18 protein-coding genes and 1 tRNA gene are annotated in these 15,372 nt (G+C 66.1%); all 19 read left to right on the forward strand.

Features of this window, described 5'->3' with window-relative positions; genetic code table 11:
- The first annotated feature begins 31 nt into the window (after positions 1-31).
- The 19 genes from rpsM (at position 32) to nuoL (ending at position 15,368) form a co-directional block, all read left to right on the forward strand.
- Positions 32-400, forward strand: a complete 369-nt coding sequence (gene rpsM / locus GSQ87_RS18220; protein ID WP_158916878.1) for a 30S ribosomal protein S13 — start codon at positions 32-34, stop codon at positions 398-400.
- A 12-nt stretch (positions 401-412) separates the two neighbouring features.
- The gene (gene rpsK, locus GSQ87_RS18225; protein ID WP_158916880.1) at positions 413-802 is read left to right on the forward strand and encodes a 30S ribosomal protein S11; all 390 of its coding nucleotides are present in this window, start codon (positions 413-415) and stop codon (positions 800-802) included.
- 91 nt (positions 803-893) lie between these two features.
- Positions 894-1,910, forward strand: a complete 1,017-nt coding sequence (locus GSQ87_RS18230) for a DNA-directed RNA polymerase subunit alpha (RefSeq protein WP_158916882.1) — start codon at positions 894-896, stop codon at positions 1,908-1,910.
- A gap of 118 nt (positions 1,911-2,028) precedes the next feature.
- Complete coding sequence (gene rplQ, locus GSQ87_RS18235; RefSeq protein WP_158916884.1) at positions 2,029-2,442, forward strand: 50S ribosomal protein L17; 414 nt, start codon at positions 2,029-2,031, stop codon at positions 2,440-2,442.
- A 181-nt stretch (positions 2,443-2,623) separates the two neighbouring features.
- Positions 2,624-2,700 (forward strand) — tRNA-Asp (locus GSQ87_RS18240).
- 289 nt (positions 2,701-2,989) lie between these two features.
- Positions 2,990-3,367 (forward strand): NADH-quinone oxidoreductase subunit A, encoded by a 378-nt coding sequence (locus tag GSQ87_RS18245; RefSeq protein WP_158916886.1) that lies wholly within the window; start codon positions 2,990-2,992, stop codon positions 3,365-3,367.
- Positions 3,337-3,993: an NADH-quinone oxidoreductase subunit B family protein gene (locus GSQ87_RS18250; RefSeq protein WP_371416686.1), complete on the forward strand. Its 657-nt coding sequence runs from the start codon at positions 3,337-3,339 to the stop codon at positions 3,991-3,993. Before GSQ87_RS18245 ends, GSQ87_RS18250 begins: the two co-directional genes overlap by 31 nt.
- Positions 3,990-4,670: an NADH-quinone oxidoreductase subunit C gene (locus GSQ87_RS18255; protein WP_158916890.1), complete on the forward strand. Its 681-nt coding sequence runs from the start codon at positions 3,990-3,992 to the stop codon at positions 4,668-4,670. Before GSQ87_RS18250 ends, GSQ87_RS18255 begins: the two co-directional genes overlap by 4 nt.
- 2 nt (positions 4,671-4,672) lie before the next feature.
- Positions 4,673-5,935 carry an NADH-quinone oxidoreductase subunit D gene (locus GSQ87_RS18260; protein WP_158916892.1) on the forward strand — a complete coding sequence of 421 codons (1,263 nt, stop codon included), beginning with the start codon at positions 4,673-4,675 and terminating at the stop codon, positions 5,933-5,935.
- The gene (locus tag GSQ87_RS18265; RefSeq protein ID WP_158916894.1) at positions 5,932-6,249 is read left to right on the forward strand and encodes a hypothetical protein; all 318 of its coding nucleotides are present in this window, start codon (positions 5,932-5,934) and stop codon (positions 6,247-6,249) included. The genes GSQ87_RS18260 and GSQ87_RS18265 overlap by 4 nt, the downstream gene beginning before the upstream one ends.
- Positions 6,246-6,926 (forward strand): NADH-quinone oxidoreductase subunit NuoE, encoded by a 681-nt coding sequence (gene nuoE / locus GSQ87_RS18270; RefSeq protein ID WP_158916896.1) that lies wholly within the window; start codon positions 6,246-6,248, stop codon positions 6,924-6,926. The genes GSQ87_RS18265 and nuoE overlap by 4 nt, the downstream gene beginning before the upstream one ends.
- The gene (locus GSQ87_RS18275) at positions 6,923-7,156 is read left to right on the forward strand and encodes a hypothetical protein (RefSeq protein ID WP_158916898.1); all 234 of its coding nucleotides are present in this window, start codon (positions 6,923-6,925) and stop codon (positions 7,154-7,156) included. Before nuoE ends, GSQ87_RS18275 begins: the two co-directional genes overlap by 4 nt.
- A complete protein-coding gene (nuoF, locus tag GSQ87_RS18280; protein ID WP_158916900.1) occupies positions 7,156-8,472 on the forward strand; it encodes an NADH-quinone oxidoreductase subunit NuoF in 1,317 nt (438 codons plus the stop codon). Before GSQ87_RS18275 ends, nuoF begins: the two co-directional genes overlap by 1 nt.
- Positions 8,473-8,491: 19 nt before the next feature.
- Positions 8,492-10,564, forward strand: coding sequence for an NADH-quinone oxidoreductase subunit NuoG (gene nuoG, locus GSQ87_RS18285; RefSeq protein WP_158916902.1), 2,073 nt, complete (start codon positions 8,492-8,494; stop codon positions 10,562-10,564).
- Between the two features lie 9 nt (positions 10,565-10,573).
- Positions 10,574-11,647, forward strand: coding sequence for an NADH-quinone oxidoreductase subunit NuoH (gene nuoH / locus GSQ87_RS18290; protein ID WP_158917886.1), 1,074 nt, complete (start codon positions 10,574-10,576; stop codon positions 11,645-11,647).
- A gap of 11 nt (positions 11,648-11,658) precedes the next feature.
- The gene (gene nuoI / locus GSQ87_RS18295) at positions 11,659-12,156 is read left to right on the forward strand and encodes an NADH-quinone oxidoreductase subunit NuoI (RefSeq protein WP_158916904.1); all 498 of its coding nucleotides are present in this window, start codon (positions 11,659-11,661) and stop codon (positions 12,154-12,156) included.
- Positions 12,157-12,341: 185 nt separating this feature from the next.
- Positions 12,342-12,950 carry an NADH-quinone oxidoreductase subunit J gene (locus tag GSQ87_RS18300; RefSeq protein ID WP_158916906.1) on the forward strand — a complete coding sequence of 203 codons (609 nt, stop codon included), beginning with the start codon at positions 12,342-12,344 and terminating at the stop codon, positions 12,948-12,950.
- Complete coding sequence (gene nuoK / locus GSQ87_RS18305; protein WP_158916908.1) at positions 12,947-13,255, forward strand: NADH-quinone oxidoreductase subunit NuoK; 309 nt, start codon at positions 12,947-12,949, stop codon at positions 13,253-13,255. The genes GSQ87_RS18300 and nuoK overlap by 4 nt, the downstream gene beginning before the upstream one ends.
- A gap of 7 nt (positions 13,256-13,262) precedes the next feature.
- Positions 13,263-15,368: an NADH-quinone oxidoreductase subunit L gene (nuoL, locus tag GSQ87_RS18310; RefSeq protein WP_158916910.1), complete on the forward strand. Its 2,106-nt coding sequence runs from the start codon at positions 13,263-13,265 to the stop codon at positions 15,366-15,368.
- Positions 15,369-15,372 lie beyond the last annotated feature (4 nt).

The raw sequence follows: 15,372 nt of genomic DNA on the forward strand, positions 1-15,372 counted from the left end.
TGTTTTTTGTGCGCGTACAGGAGATTCGGACGTGGCCCGCATCGCAGGCGTCAACATTCCCACCAACAAGCGCGTCGAGATCGCGCTGCAGTACATCCACGGCATTGGCCAGCAACGGGCCAAGGAAATCCTCCAGACCGTGGGTATCGAGGACAGCCGTCGGGTGAACCAGCTCACCGACGCCGAGGTGCTGCAGATTCGCGAGACGATCGACCGCGAGTACATCGTGGAAGGGGACCTCCGTCGCGAGGTCTCCATGAACATCAAGCGTCTGCAAGACCTGGCCAGCTATCGCGGCCTGCGTCATCGCCGGGGCCTGCCGGTTCGTGGCCAGCGCACCCATACCAACGCCCGTACCCGCAAGGGCCCGGCTAAGCCGATCGCCGGTAAGAAGAAGTAAGGAACGGTCCCGATGGCCAAGGAACCGACGCGCGTTAAAAAGCGCGAGCGTAAGAACATCACCTCCGGCGTGGCGCACGTGAACGCCACCTTCAACAACACCATGGTGACCATCACCGACGCGCAGGGAAACACCATTTCCTGGTCGTCGTCGGGCACGATGGGCTTCAAGGGTTCGCGGAAGTCGACCCCCTATGCCGCCCAGGTGGCCGCCGAGGATGCTGGCCGCAAGGCCATGGAACACGGCGTGAAGACGCTGGAAGTCAACGTCGCCGGCCCGGGTTCGGGTCGGGAGTCGGCGCTTCGTGCGCTGCAGGCGGTGGGCTTCTCCATCACCACCATCCGCGACGTGACCCCGATCCCACACAACGGCTGCCGTCCTCCCAAACGCCGCCGGGTCTGATCCCAGTCCGCCATTCAATATGCGGGCGCCGAGCCCCCAGTTTTCGAGCTGGATCCAGGGCCGGCGCCTAAGCCCCGTTCGAGAGACGATCGTGATCGAAAGAAACTGGCAAGACCTTATCCGTCCCGAAAAGCCGCAGATCGAGACGGGTTCCGACAGCCAGCGCAAGGCGCGCCTGGTGGCCGAGCCGCTGGAACGCGGCTTCGGCGTTACCCTCGGCAACTCGCTTCGCCGCGTGCTGTTGTCCTCGCTGCAGGGCGCCGCTGTCACCTCCGTCCAGATCGACGGCGTGGTGCACGAGTTCTCCTCGATGGAGGGCGTTCGCGAGGATGTCGTCGACATCATCCTGAACATCAAGCAGCTGGCGCTGCGGATGCACTCGGAAGGCCCCAAGCGCATCACCCTGCGCGCCACGGGTCCCGGTCCGGTGACCGCCGGCCAGATCGACGCCCCCGCCGATATCGAGATCCTGAACAAGGATCACGTGATCTGCACGCTCGACGACGGCGCCTCGGTGCGGATGGAGTTCACCATCAACACCGGCAAGGGCTACGTCGCCGCCGAGCATAACCGTCCCGAGGACGCGCCCATCGGCCTGATCGCCGTGGATGCGCTCTACAGCCCGGTCAAGCGCGTCGCCTATCGCGTCGAGCCCACCCGCCAGGGCCAGTCGCTCGACTATGATCGCCTGATCCTGGAAGTCGAAACCAATGGCGCGGTGACGCCTGTGGATGCGGTGGCCTACGCCGCCCGCATCCTGCAGGACCAGCTGCAGCTGTTCATCACCTTCGACGAACCGAAGAAGAAGGTGTCCGAGGAAGCCAAGCCGGAACTGCCGTTCAACCCGGCGCTGCTGAAGAAGGTCGACGAGCTGGAGCTTTCGGTCCGTTCGGCCAACTGCCTGAAGAACGACAACATCGTCTACATCGGCGACCTGATCCAGAAGACCGAGGGCGAAATGCTTCGCACCCCGAACTTCGGCCGCAAGTCGCTGAACGAGATCAAGGAAGTGCTGACCGGCATGGGCTTGCATCTCGGCATGGACGTGCCGAACTGGCCGCCCGAAAACATCGAAGACCTGGCCAAGAAGTTCGAAGACCAGATCTGATTCCAACCTGAGCCTTCAGCCGGAGACGGCTGGAGGCTCTTATCCGCGCGCGCCGCGAGGCGCCCGCTACGCCCCCTCGAAGACGAGGGCGAGGCTTGAGGCCTGAGGAGAGACCAGAATGCGTCACGGTAACGCTCACCGTAAACTTAACCGGACCTCGGCCCACCGCCAGGCCATGTTCGCCAACATGGCCGCGAGCCTGATCAAGCACGAACAGATCACCACCACCCTGCCCAAGGCCAAGGAACTGCGTCCCTTCGTCGAGAAGCTGGTGACGCTGGCCAAGCGGGGCGACCTGCATGCGCGTCGTATCGCCATCAGCCGTGTGCGCGACGTGGAGCAGGTCGGCAAGCTGTTCGCCGCCATCGGCCCCCGCTACGCCGACCGCAACGGCGGCTATATCCGCATCATGAAGGCCGGCTTCCGTTACGGCGACGACGCTCCGGTTGCGGTGATCGAGTTCGTCGATCGCGACGTCTCGGCCAAGGGCAAGGACAGCGGCCCGGTCCAGGCCTACGACGCCGAAGACTAGGGTTTTCATCAGTTTTGCGTTTCCAAAGGCGGTCCGGTTCTCCGGGCCGCCTTTTTCGTTTTCCCGGCGGCTCCGACGGTGAGAAGCGCGGCGAAACGGCGTGGGGAAAGGCGTCAAACGCGGCTTGACCCCGGGTTCGCTAGGCCCTATTCACCCCACCTCGCGCCGGCCACGGTCGATTGCGGGTGTAGCTCAGTTGGTTAGAGCGCCGGCCTGTCACGCCGGAGGTCGCGGGTTCGAGTCCCGTCACTCGCGCCATTATCCCGATGGCTTGGTTCCATTTCCCTCGATCCACTTTGATATGCGGCCGAACGTTCGTTCTAACGGCCGCCGTCAGCACCATCTTCGCGGGGACGAGCGGTCTGGTGTGTAGATATGTCGGAGATGGGTCCGCGAGCGTGCAGGGGGGAGCCTGGCAAAGCCTCATTAATGGACGCTCAAGCCCATAATTCTGCGAACGTCTCGCATCTGCCACGTTTTGCTGCGGCGCCGTTTGAAGCCCTGCTTCGCTTGGTCTAGAAGGCTTCGATTCCCATCCGAGGGCCTGATGACCGCCTTCCTGCTGCAGTACCTACCGATCCTGATCTTCATGGGCATAGCCGTGGTGATCGGGTCCGCGTTCCTGATCGCGGCCTTCACCCTGGCTCCGAGCAATCCGGACCCGGAGAAGATCTCCGCCTATGAGTGCGGCTTCAACGCCTTCGAAGACGCGCGCATGAAGTTCGACGTGCGCTTCTACCTGGTGTCGATCCTGTTCATCATCTTCGACCTGGAAGTGGCCTTCCTGTTCCCCTGGGCGGTGACGCTGATGAAGCTGCCGCACGACCTGCAGGTGTTCTCCTTCTGGTCGATGATGTGCTTCCTGGCGATCCTGACCATCGGCTTCGTCTACGAGTGGAAGAAGGGAGCCCTGGAATGGGAGTAGCCACCCCCGCCAGCCCTGGCGCCGAGCCGACGACGTCGCGTTCGAGCGGTCTGACCCTGTCGCCCTCCGGCCTGCTGGTCCCCGCGGGCGCCGCCGCCCGTTCGGGCGTGCAGGGCTACGATCCCCGGCTGCACGACGAGGGCTTCGAACTGCTGTCCGGCCAACTGGCCGACAAGGGCTTCGTCACCGCCGCGCTGGACGACGTGATCACCTGGGCGCGCACCGGCTCGCTGATGTGGATGACCTTCGGCCTAGCCTGCTGCGCGGTCGAGATGATGCAGGCCTCGATGCCGCGCTATGACATCGAGCGTTTCGGCATGGCCCCACGCGGCAGCCCGCGCCAGTCCGACCTGATGATCGTGGCCGGCACCCTGACCAACAAGATGGCCCCGGCCCTGCGCAAGGTCTACGACCAGATGCCCGAGCCGCGCTACGTGCTGTCGATGGGCTCCTGCGCCAACGGCGGCGGCTATTACCACTACAGCTACAGCGTCGTGCGCGGCTGCGACCGGATCGTGCCGGTGGACGCCTATGTGCCGGGCTGTCCGCCCACCGCCGAGGCCTTGCTCTACGGCCTGCTGCAGCTGCAGAAGAAGATTCGCCGCACGGGGACCATCGAGCGATGAGCTTCACCGTCCCCGACGAAGAGCTGAAGGCGCTGGGCGAGGCGATCCTGGCCGATGCGCCGGGCGCGGCGACCGGCTTCAAGATCGAGTATGGCGAGCTGAGCGTCTCGGCCCAGCCGAACCGCATCGTCGATCTGCTGACTACGCTGCGCGACAACGCCAACTACCGCTTCGTCCAGCTGACCATGATCAGCGGCGCCGACTATCCCGAGCGGGCGCGCCGGTTCGACGTGGTCTACCAACTGCTGTCGTTCGTGAAGAACCGCCGCCTGCGGGTGACGGTGCAGACCGACGAGGACACCCCGGTGCCGTCCGTGGTCTCGGTGCACCCGGCGGCGGATTGGTACGAGCGCGAGGCGTTCGACATGTACGGGATCTTCTTCGACAACCATCCCGACCTGCGCCGCATCCTGACCGACTACGGCTTCCACGGGCATCCCCTGCGCAAGGACTTCCCGATGACGGGCTATGTCGAGGTGCGTTGGGACGAGGCGCTGAAGCGGGTGGTCTACGAGCCGGTGAAGCTGCCGCAGGAATTTCGCGCGTTCGACTTCCTCTCGCCCTGGGAAGGCTCGCGCACCGCCCTGGCGGGGACGGGCTATCAGTACGTGATCCCCGGCGACGAGAAGGCCATGAACGCCGCCGCCAAGGCGATCACCAGCGCAGGCAAGGAGTAGTCATGGCCGACGATATCTCCACGCCCGTCGCTGGGCAGCTCCCGGTCGAGATCGCTTCCACCACCGTCCCGGCCCCGGCGCCCGACGAGACGCCGGTGCGCAAGTTCAACATCAACTTCGGCCCCCAGCACCCGGCCGCCCACGGCGTGCTGCGCCTGGTGCTGGAACTGGACGGGGAGGTGGTCGAGCGGGTGGACCCGCACATCGGCCTGCTGCACCGCGGCACCGAGAAGTTGATGGAGGCGCGCACCTACCTCCAGACCATCCCGTATTTCGACCGTCTCGATTACGTCGCTCCGATGAACCAGGAGCACGCCTATGTGCTCGCCATCGAGAAGCTGCTCGGCGTCGAGGTCCCGGAGCGGGGCCAGCTGATCCGTGTGCTGTTCAGCGAGATCGGCCGCATCCTCAGCCACATCCTCAACGTCACCACCCAGGCGATGGATGTCGGCGCGCTGACACCCCCGCTGTGGGGTTTCGAAGAGCGCGAGAAGCTGATGATCTTCTACGAGCGGGCGTCCGGCGCGCGCCTGCACGCCAACTACTTCCGTCCGGGCGGCGTGCACCAGGACCTGACACCGGCCCTGATCGACGACATCGCCCGCTGGTGCACCACCTTCCCGCAGGTGCTCAAGGACATCGACGGGCTGGTCACGCCCAACCGCATCTTCAAGCAGCGCAATGTCGACATCGGCGTGGTGACCAAGGAAGAGGCGTTCGAGCACGGCTTTTCCGGCGTGATGGTGCGCGGTTCGGGCGTGGCCTGGGACCTGCGCAAGAGCCAGCCCTACGACGGCTACGAGGATTTCGATTTCGACGTCCCGATCGGCAATAACGGCGACTGCTACGACCGCTACCTGGTGCGCATGGAAGAGATGCGCCAGTCGATCCGGATCATGGAGCAGTGCATCGAGCGGCTGCGCAAGACGCCCGGCCCGGTGCTGACCACCGACGGCAAGGTCGCCCCGCCGCGCCGCGCCGAGATGAAGCGATCGATGGAAAGCCTGATCCATCACTTCAAGCTCTACACCGAGGGCTTCCACGTCCCGGCGGGCGAGGTCTACGTCGCGGTCGAGGCGCCCAAGGGCGAGTTCGGCGTCTACCTAGTCGCCGATGGCACCAACAAGCCCTATCGCTGCCACATCCGCGCGCCGGGCTTCGCCCACCTCCAGGCCATGGACTGGATGAACCGCGGCCACCTGCTGGCCGACGTCTCCGCCATCCTGGGCTCGCTGGACATCGTGTTCGGGGAGGTGGATCGGTGACCCACGGGGAATGGTTCGCATTTGGCGCCGGTTTCGACGTCGCCGCCTTCCTGGCGCTGATGGTCGGTACGGCGACGCTCTATTTCGGGCTGGACCGGCAGGGTGCGTCCCGCGGGAAGCGCGTGGCGCTCGCGTTGCACGCCATGTTGCCGGTGTTCACCCTGCTGCTGGTCGCCAGCGTGGTCGCTTTCGCCATGCCCTATAATATCGGGTGGGCGATCCCCGGCGTCCTGGCGATCCTGGGACCCGCCGCCGTGAACTTTGCGGGCGACCGTGTTCGGCGTCCCCTCTGGAACCGCCAAGGACAGATATGAGCGTCCGCCGTCTCGCCAAGGAACAGCCGCCGAGCTTCGCCTTCTCCCCGGATTCGATGGAGAAGGTGAACTTCTGGCTGGGCAAGTATCCCGAGCACCGCAAGCAGTCGGCCTCGATCCCGCTGCTGTGGCTGGTGCAGAAGCAGGAGGGCTGGGTCAGCGAACCCGCCATCCGCCTGGTCGCCGAGATGCTTTCGGTGCCGGTGATCCGCATCTACGAGGTCGCCACCTTCTATACCATGTTCATGCTGGAGCCGGTCGGCAGCGCCGCCTTGATCCAGGTCTGCGGCACCACGCCCTGCGCGCTTCGCGGGGCCAACGACCTGATCGAGATCTGCAAGACCGAGATCGGTCCGAAGAGCCATCTGAGCGCCGACGGCCTGTTCACTTGGGAAGAGGTCGAGTGCCTGGGCGCCTGCTGCAACGCCCCGATGGCCGCGATCAACGACTACTACTACGAGGACCTGACGCCGGAGAGCTTCCGCCAGATCATCGCCGACTTCCGCGCCGGTAAGAAACCCGCGCCCGGCAGCTACGCCGGCCGCCGCAGCTCCGAGCCCGCCGGCGGCGCCCAGACGCTGAGCGACGCCAGCCTGTACGATGGTTCGCGCGCCCAGCCTCTGGCCAAGATCCCCAACGCGCCCGAGCCCGAACCCAAGCCGGAGCCGGTGGCGTGACAGGCGGCTTCTGGAAACAGCCCCAGGCCAGCCGGGCCCTGCTGGCCCTGTTGTTCGGCGCGGCCTTCCTCGCCAATGGCGGGCTGGGCCTGTGGGTCGGGCTGAGCGCGCCCGGGCCGCACGTCAACGGCATGTCGGCGGTGATCTTCGCCTTCGGCCTGATCGCGCTTGCGGCGGCCGCCTTTCAATTCCTGCAAATGCGCAGGCTCAACCACGTGAAGAGCGCCTGATGGTCGGCATCCTCGAAGACAAGGACCGCATCTTCACCAACCTCTACGGCTTCCACGACTGGGGCCTGGAGGGGGCGAAGCAGCGCGGTTGCTGGAACGCGACCAAGGACATCCTGTCCTGCGGGCGCGACTGGATCATCACCAACATGAAGAACTCCGGCCTGCGTGGCCGGGGCGGGGCGGGGTTCAACACCGGCCTGAAGTGGTCCTTCATGCCCAAGGAGGTGAAGGACCGGCCGCACTACCTCGTGGTCAACGCCGACGAGTCCGAGCCCGGCACCTGCAAGGACCGGGAGATCATGCGCCATGATCCCCACCTGTTCATCGAAGGCTGCCTGATCGCCTCCTTCGCCATGCAGGCCCACGCCTGCTACATCTACATTCGTGGCGAATACGTGCGTGAGCGCGAGATCATGGAAGACGCCGTCAAGCAGGCCTACGAGGCCCGGCTGATCGGCAAGGCCAACGTCCACGGCTGGGATTTCGACGTCTACATCCACCACGGCGGCGGGGCCTATATCTGCGGCGAAGAGACCGCCCTGCTGGAAAGCCTGGAGGGCAAGAAGGGCCAGCCGCGCCTGAAGCCGCCGTTCCCGGCCGGGGCCGGCCTGTACGGCTGCCCGACCACGGTCAACAACGTCGAGAGCATCGCGGTCGTGGGCACCATCCTGCGGCGCGGGGCGGACTGGTTCGCGGGCTTCGGCCGGCCGAACAACACCGGCACCAAGCTGATGTGCGTGTCGGGCCACGTGAACCAGCCGTGCAATGTGGAAGAGGCGATGTCCATTCCGCTGAAGCAGCTGCTGGAGGACCACTGCGGCGGCGTGCGCGGCGGCTGGGGCAACCTGAAGGCCATCATCCCCGGCGGCTCCTCGGTGCCGATGATCCCGGCCGAGCAGTGCGAGACCGCGCTGATGGACTTCGACAGCCTGCGCGACCTGAAGTCGGGCCTGGGCACGGCGGCGGTGATCGTGATGGACAAGTCCACCGACCTGATCAAGGCCATCGCCCGCATCGCCTACTTCTACAAGCACGAGAGCTGCGGCCAGTGCACGCCCTGCCGCGAGGGCACCGGCTGGATGTGGCGGGTGATGGAGCGCATGGCGGCCGGGACCGCCGAGATGCGCGAGATCGACATGCTGCTCGAGGTCACCACCCAGGTCGAGGGCCACACCATCTGCGCGCTCGGCGACGCGGCGGCCTGGCCGATCCAGGGCCTGTTCCGCCACTTCCGCCCCGAGGTGGAAGCCCGCATCAGCCAATACCGCTCCGGCAGGCCGCACGTTCAGGGCGCGACCCTGATCGCGGCCGAATAGTCAGTCCGAAGGAAGTCGAATGCCCACGGCCAAGGTCAATGGCAAGGAAATCGAGTTCGAAGCCGGCCTGACGGTGCTTCAGGTGGCCGAGCTGGCGGGGGAGGAGATCCCGCGCTTCTGCTATCACGAGCGGCTGTCGATCGCCGGCAACTGCCGCATGTGCCTGGTCGAGGTGAAGCCCGGCCCGCCCAAGCCCCAGGCCTCGTGCGCCCTGCCGGCCGCCGACAAGCAGGAGATCTTCACCAATACGCCGATGGTGAAGAAGGCCCGCGAAGGGGTGATGGAGTTCCTGCTCATCAACCACCCGCTGGACTGCCCGATCTGCGACCAGGGCGGCGAGTGCGACCTGCAGGACGAGGCCATCGGCTATGGCCGCGACGGCAGCCGCTATGCGGAAAACAAGCGGGCGGTGGAGGAGAAGTTCCTCGGCCCGCTGATCAAGACCACCATGACCCGCTGCATCCAGTGCACGCGCTGCGTCCGCTTCTCCACCGAGATCGCCGGCGTGTCCGAGATGGGCATGATCAGCCGGGGCGAGGACGCCGAGATCACCTCCTATCTGGAAGAGGCGCTGACCAGCGAACTCTCCGGCAACCTAGCCGACATCTGCCCGGTGGGCGCGCTGACCCACAAACCCTGGGCCTTCAACTACCGCCCCTGGGAGCTGACCAAGACCGAGAGCGTGGACGTGATGGATGCGGTCGGCTCGGCCATCCGAGTCGATGCGCGCGGCGGCGAGGTCATGCGCATCCTGCCGCGCGTGAACGAGGACATCAACGAGGAGTGGATCTCCGACAAGACCCGCTACGTGCCGGACGGCCTGATGCGCCAGCGGCTGGACCGGCCCTATGTGCGCGTCGACGGCAAGCTGAAGCCCGCCACCTGGGCCGAGGCCTTCGCGGCCGTGGCCGGCCGTATCCGCGCGGTGTCGCCCGACAAGGTGGGCGTGATCGCCGGCGATCTGCAGGACGCGGAGTCGATGAAGGCGGCGATGGACCTGTTCTCGGCGCTGGGGGTCAAGAACCTCGACTGCCGCCAGGACGGCGCCAAGCTCGGTTACGGCCCGCGCGAGAGCTGGCTGTTCAACACCACCATCGCCGGGATCGAGAAGCTCGACCGCCTGCTGCTGGTGGGCACGAACCTTCGCAAGGAGGCGCCGCTGGTCAATGCGCGCATCCGTAAGGCCTGGCTGACCGGCAAGCTGCGGGTGGGCGTGATCGGCGAGCATGCCGACCTGCGCTACAGCTACGAGTATTTCGGCGCCGGTCCGTCCTCGCTGCAGAAGCTGGTGGACGGGGAGGGCGACTTCTTCAAGGACGCCAAGGGGGCCGCCATCGTGCTCGGCCAGGGCGCGCTGATCCGCGAAGACAGCTCCGCGATCCTGAACCTAGCCGCCAAGGCCGCCGGAACGTTCGGCATGACCGCCGAGGGCAAGAACGGCTTCAACGTGCTGCACACCGCCGCCTCCCGCGTGGCCGGGCTGGACATGGGCTTCGTCCCCAAGGACGGTGGGCGGCACGTGGCCGGCATGATCGCCGGCGCCGGCAAGGGCGAGATCGAGGTGCTGGTGCTGATGGGCGCCGATGAGATCGACACCACCGCGCTCGGAAACGCTTTCGTGGTCTATATCGGCAGCCACGGCGATGCGGGCGCCAACCGGGCGGACGTGATCCTGCCCGGCGCCGCCTACACCGAAAAGCCCGGCATCTACGTCAATACCGAGGGCCGGGTGCAGATCGCCGCCCGCGCCGTGTTCCCCAAGGGCGAGGCCCGCGAGGACTGGGCCATCCTGCGCGCCCTGTCCGAGCACCTGGGCGCCAAGCTGGCCTATGACAGCCTCGAGCAGCTGCGCGCCAAGCTGATGGCCAACCACCCCACCTTCGGCCAGGTGGACTATGCGCCGGGCGCTGCCAGCGCCGCCGGGCTCGACCTCGGTGCATTCGGCGAGGCGGGGAGCCTGTCCGACGCCGTCTTCGCCAGCCCCATCGACGACTTCTACCTGACCAACCCCATCGCGCGCGCCAGCGTGACCATGGCCGAGTGCTCCGCCTCCCAGGCGCAGGCGCTGGGCCGGTTGCAGGCGGCGGAGTAGGCCATGCCCATGCAAACCTTCTGGGGCACGCCCTTCGGCTGGACGCTGATGACGGTGGGCGGCGTGCTGGCCGTCACCGTCGGCGTGCTGATCTCGCTGGCCTTCCTGCTGCTGGCCGACCGCAAGATCTGGGCCGGCGTGCAGATGCGCAAGGGACCCAACGTGGTCGGTCCCTTCGGGCTGATGCAGTCCTTCGCCGACTTCCTGAAGTTCGTGCTGAAGGAGCCGATCATCCCGGCCGGCTCGGACAAGATCGTCTTCATCCTGGCCCCGCTGATCACCTTCATCCTGGCCTTCGGCAGCTGGGCGGTGATCCCGTTCGCGCCGGGCTGGGTGGTGTCCAACATCAATGTCGGCATCCTGTACCTGCTCGGCGTGTCGTCGCTGGGCGTCTACGGCGTGATCATGGGCGGCTGGGCGTCGAACTCGAAGTACCCGTTCCTCGGCGCCCTGCGCTCGGCGGCGCAGATGGTGTCCTACGAGGTCTCCATCGGCCTGGTGATCCTGACGGTGATCCTGCTGGCCGGCTCGATGAACCTGTCGGTCATCGTCGAGCATCAGGCCGGCGGCTTCTGGAACTGGAACGTGTTCGGCGGCGGGCTGAAGAACCTGCCGCTGATCGTGGTCATGGTCCCGATGACCGTGGTGTTCTTCGTCTCCGCCCTGGCCGAGACCAACCGCCCGCCCTTCGACCTGTCGGAAGCGGAGTCGGAACTGGTGGCCGGCTTCCAGGTCGAATATTCCTCCACCCCCTACCTGCTGTTCATGATCGGCGAGTACGCCAACATCGTGCTGATGTGCGCCATGCTGTCGATCCTGTTCCTCGGCGGCTGGACCTCGCCCATCCCGATGTCGTTCATCCACCTGCCGGCCTCGCTGTTCTGGCTGGCCGAGGTCGGGTCGTTCTTCTGGATGGCCGTGAAGATGCTGTTCTGGTTCTTCATGTTCGCCATGGTGAAGGCCATCGTCCCGCGCTACCGCTACGACCAGCTGATGCGCCTGGGCTGGAAGGTGTTCCTGCCCACCGCGCTCCTGGCCGTAGTGCTGGTCAGCGCCTGGCGCGTGTTCGGTCCGGCGGCGTAAGGAGCAAGCCCATGTCGTTCGGACAACGCGTCAAGCAAGCCGCCCAGGGCGCCGCCCTGATGGATTTCGTCGGCGCCTTCGGGCTGGCCATGAAGTACATGGTGCGGCCCAAGGCGACCATCTACTACCCCTTCGAGAAGGGGCCGCTGAGCCCGCGCTTCCGGGGCGAGCACGCGCTGCGCCGCTATCCCAACGGGGAAGAGCGCTGCATCGCCTGCAAGCTGTGCGAGGCGATCTGCCCGGCCTGGGCCATCACCATCGAGGCCGAGCCCCGCGCCGACGGCTCGCGCCGCACCACGCGCTACGACATCGACATGGTGAAGTGCATCTATTGCGGCCTGTGCCAGGAGGCCTGCCCGGTGGACGCCATCGTCGAAGGCCCGAACTTCGAGTTCACCGCCGAGACCCGCGAGGAACTGCTCTACGACAAGCAGAAACTGCTCGACAACGGCGACCGCTGGGAACGCGAGATCGCCAAGAATCTGGAACTGGACGCGCCGTACCGCTGACGGTCCGACGACGTATCAATACGGAAATGCGCCGGGAATAGGCGTGGGCCACGGGTCTGCGCTTCAACTCGGCAAGACAGTGCTTTAGGAAGGCGCGACTTCTGATCTGCGGTCCCGCGCCGGCCGCTGACATCGCCCGCATTCGCCGGGCCGAACGTGTAGGTACGAAGGGGACCGCCTTAGGCATGGAGGCCATAGCATTCTACGTCCTGGCCGTGGTCTCGGTGGTCGCGGCCCTGATGGTGGTCGTGTCCAGGAATCCGGTCCACTCGGTCCTGTTCCTGATCCTGACCTTCTTCACCGCCGCCGGGCTGTTCGTGCTGCTCGGGGCGGAGTTCCTGGCCATGCTGGTGGTGGTGGTCTACGTCGGCGCCGTCGCGGTGCTGTTCCTATTCGTGGTCATGATGCTGGACGTGGACTTCGCCTCGCTGCGTGAGGGCTTCGTCCGCTACCTGCCCATAGGCGGGATCGCGGCTCTGGTCCTGGCGGTCGAGATGATCCTGGTCTCCACCGCCGTCGCCGAGCGCGGGGCCGCCAGCCATGTGCACGCCGTCGTCGCCACCGGGCTGAGCAACACCGAGACCATCGGTTGGGTGCTCTACACCAACTACGCCTACTATTTCGAAGCGGCGGGCATGGTGCTGCTGGTGGCCATGATCGGGGCCATCGTGCTGACCCTGCGCCACAAGCCCGGCATCAAGCGCCAGAACATCGCCGCCCAGACCGCCCGCACGCCGGCCACCGGCATGGCGATCATCAAGGGCGTCAAGATCGGCGAAGGAATCGCGGAATGAGCGTCGGACTGCCCGCCTATCTCACGGTCGCCGCGATCCTGTTCACCATCGGGGTGTTCGGCATCTTCGTGAACCGCCGCAACGTCATCGTCATCATGATGGCCATCGAGCTGATCCTGCTGGCCGTGAACATCAACCTGGTGGCCTTCTCGTCCTACCTGCACGAGGTGACGGGTCAGGTGTTCGCCATGTTCGTGCTGACGGTGGCGGCGGCCGAGGCGGCGGTGGGCCTGGCCATCCTGGTCACCTTCTTCCGCAACCGCGGCGACATCGCCGTGGACAACGCCAACATGATGAAGGGCTGATCCGCACGTGAAGGCCCTGCTCACCACCCTCGTCTTCGCCCCCCTTCTGGGCGCGATCGTCGCCGGCCTGTTCGGGCGGCGGATCGGGGACAAGCTGTCCATGGCCGTGACCACGGCCCTGCTGTTCCTGTCGTGCGGCCTGTCCTGGTTCACCTTCGCCAACGTGGCCTGGGGCAGCTGGACCCAGCACTACGTGTTCCAGCTGCTGCCCTTCATCGACGTAGGCGCCTTCCAGTCGACCTGGTCGATCCGCCTCGACACCCTGTCGGCGGTGATGCTGGTGGTGATCAACACCGTGTCGGCGCTCGTGCACCTGTACTCCTGGGGGTACATGGCCGAGGACGACTCCAAGCCGCGCTTCTTCGCCTACCTGTCGCTGTTCACCTTCGCCATGCTGATGCTGGTGACCGCGGCGGACTTCATGCAGCTGTTCTTCGGCTGGGAAGGCGTGGGCCTGGCCAGCTACCTGCTGATCGGCTTCTGGTTCAAGAAGCCCACCGCCAACGCCGCCTCGATCAAGGCCTTCGTCACCAACCGGGTGGGGGATTTCGGGTTCGCGCTCGGGATCATGACCATCTTCTGGATGTTCCACACCATCCGCTTCGCCGAGCTGTTCCCGCTGATCGCGGCCAAGGCGGGCACGAGCTGGACCTTCGCGGGCGTCAGCTGGTCGGCGTTGGATATCGCCGGCTTCCTTCTGTTCATCGGCGCGGCCGGCAAGTCGGCCCAGTTCTTCCTGCACGTCTGGCTGCCCGACGCCATGGAGGGTCCGACGCCCGTCTCGGCCCTGATCCACGCCGCGACCATGGTCACGGCCGGGGTCTACATGCTGTGCCTGCTGTCGCCGCTATACGAGTACGCGCCGGTCGCGCGCGAGATCATCACCGTGATCGGCGCCATCACCTGCCTGTTCGCCGCTACCGTCGGCCTGGCCCAGAACGACATCAAGCGGGTGATCGCGTACTCGACCTGTTCGCAGCTCGGCTACATGTTCTTCGCCGCCGGCCTGGGCGTCTATCAGGCGGCCATGTTCCACCTGTTCACCCACGCCTTCTTCAAGGCGCTGCTATTCCTGGGCGCCGGCTCGGTGATCAACGGCATGCACCACGAGCAGGACATGCGGAAGATGGGCGGGCTCTATAACAAGCTGCCGATCACCTGCGCGGTCATGCTGATCGGCACCATCGCTATCACCGGCCTGGGCATCCCCGGCCTGGATATCGGTTTCGCGGGCTTCTACTCCAAGGACGCCATCCTGACCGCCGCCTTCCAGTCGGGCCACAGCCAGGCGTTCGGCTACTTCGCCTACATCGTCGGCACCCTGGTCGCCGGCCTGACCGCCTACTATTCCTGGCGTCTGGCCTTCATGACCTTCAACGGCACGGCCAAGTGGAGCCATGCGGCGGACCATGGCGACGCCCACGGTGGGGCGGCGGTCGCCCACGCCGGCCACGGCCATGCCTCATCGGCCCAGATCGAGACCCACTCCGAACCCGACGTCACCGCCGACCATGGGCACGACGCCCATGGCCACGGCCACGATTTCAAGCCGCACGAGAGCCCCTGGGTGATGCTGCTGCCGCTGGTGGCGCTGTCGATCGGCGCGATCTTCGCCGGCGGCGTGTTCGCCCACCTGTTCATCGGCGAAGGCCGCGACGCCTTCTGGCGCGGCGCCATCTACACCGGCGCCAACAACCACATCCTGGCCAACCTCGAGGAAGCGCCGAAATGGGTCGCGCTGCTACCGCTCGTCGCCTCGGTGATCGGCCTGCTGGTCGCGGCCTACTTCTACCTGCTGCATGAGGGGCTGGCGGCGCGGCTCGCGGCCAACAACGGCCTGCTGTACCGCTTCCTCTACAACAAGTGGTACGTGGACGAGGTCTACGATTTCATCTTCGTGCGCGGAGCCAAGGCGCTGGGCGACCTGTTCTGGAAGGGCGGCGACCAGAAGATCATCGACGGCCTGGGGCCGAACGGCGTGGCCCAGGTCTCGGCCAAGGCGGGGCGCGGGCTCAGCGTGCTGCAGAGCGGCTACGTCTATCACTACGCCTTCGTGATGCTGCTCGGCGTGGCGGGTCTTTTGACCTACGCCATGTGGGCCTGGGTGCGTTAGGGGG

The sequence above is a fragment of the Caulobacter sp. S45 genome, from assembly GCF_009765965.1.
In the GTDB taxonomy this organism is placed as follows: domain Bacteria; phylum Pseudomonadota; class Alphaproteobacteria; order Caulobacterales; family Caulobacteraceae; genus CAHJWH01.

Coding starts and splice junctions, on each gene's coding strand:
- rpsK (WP_158916880.1), top strand. CDS start 413: ATGGCCAAGGAACCGACGCGCGTTAAAAAGCGCGAGCGTAAGAACATC.
- rplQ (WP_158916884.1), top strand. CDS start 2,029: ATGCGTCACGGTAACGCTCACCGTAAACTTAACCGGACCTCGGCCCAC.
- GSQ87_RS18245 (WP_158916886.1), top strand. CDS start 2,990: ATGACCGCCTTCCTGCTGCAGTACCTACCGATCCTGATCTTCATGGGC.
- GSQ87_RS18255 (WP_158916890.1), top strand. CDS start 3,990: ATGAGCTTCACCGTCCCCGACGAAGAGCTGAAGGCGCTGGGCGAGGCG.
- GSQ87_RS18260 (WP_158916892.1), top strand. CDS start 4,673: ATGGCCGACGATATCTCCACGCCCGTCGCTGGGCAGCTCCCGGTCGAG.
- nuoE (WP_158916896.1), top strand. CDS start 6,246: ATGAGCGTCCGCCGTCTCGCCAAGGAACAGCCGCCGAGCTTCGCCTTC.
- nuoF (WP_158916900.1), top strand. CDS start 7,156: ATGGTCGGCATCCTCGAAGACAAGGACCGCATCTTCACCAACCTCTAC.
- nuoG (WP_158916902.1), top strand. CDS start 8,492: ATGCCCACGGCCAAGGTCAATGGCAAGGAAATCGAGTTCGAAGCCGGC.
- nuoH (WP_158917886.1), top strand. CDS start 10,574: ATGCAAACCTTCTGGGGCACGCCCTTCGGCTGGACGCTGATGACGGTG.
- nuoI (WP_158916904.1), top strand. CDS start 11,659: ATGTCGTTCGGACAACGCGTCAAGCAAGCCGCCCAGGGCGCCGCCCTG.
- GSQ87_RS18300 (WP_158916906.1), top strand. CDS start 12,342: ATGGAGGCCATAGCATTCTACGTCCTGGCCGTGGTCTCGGTGGTCGCG.
- nuoK (WP_158916908.1), top strand. CDS start 12,947: ATGAGCGTCGGACTGCCCGCCTATCTCACGGTCGCCGCGATCCTGTTC.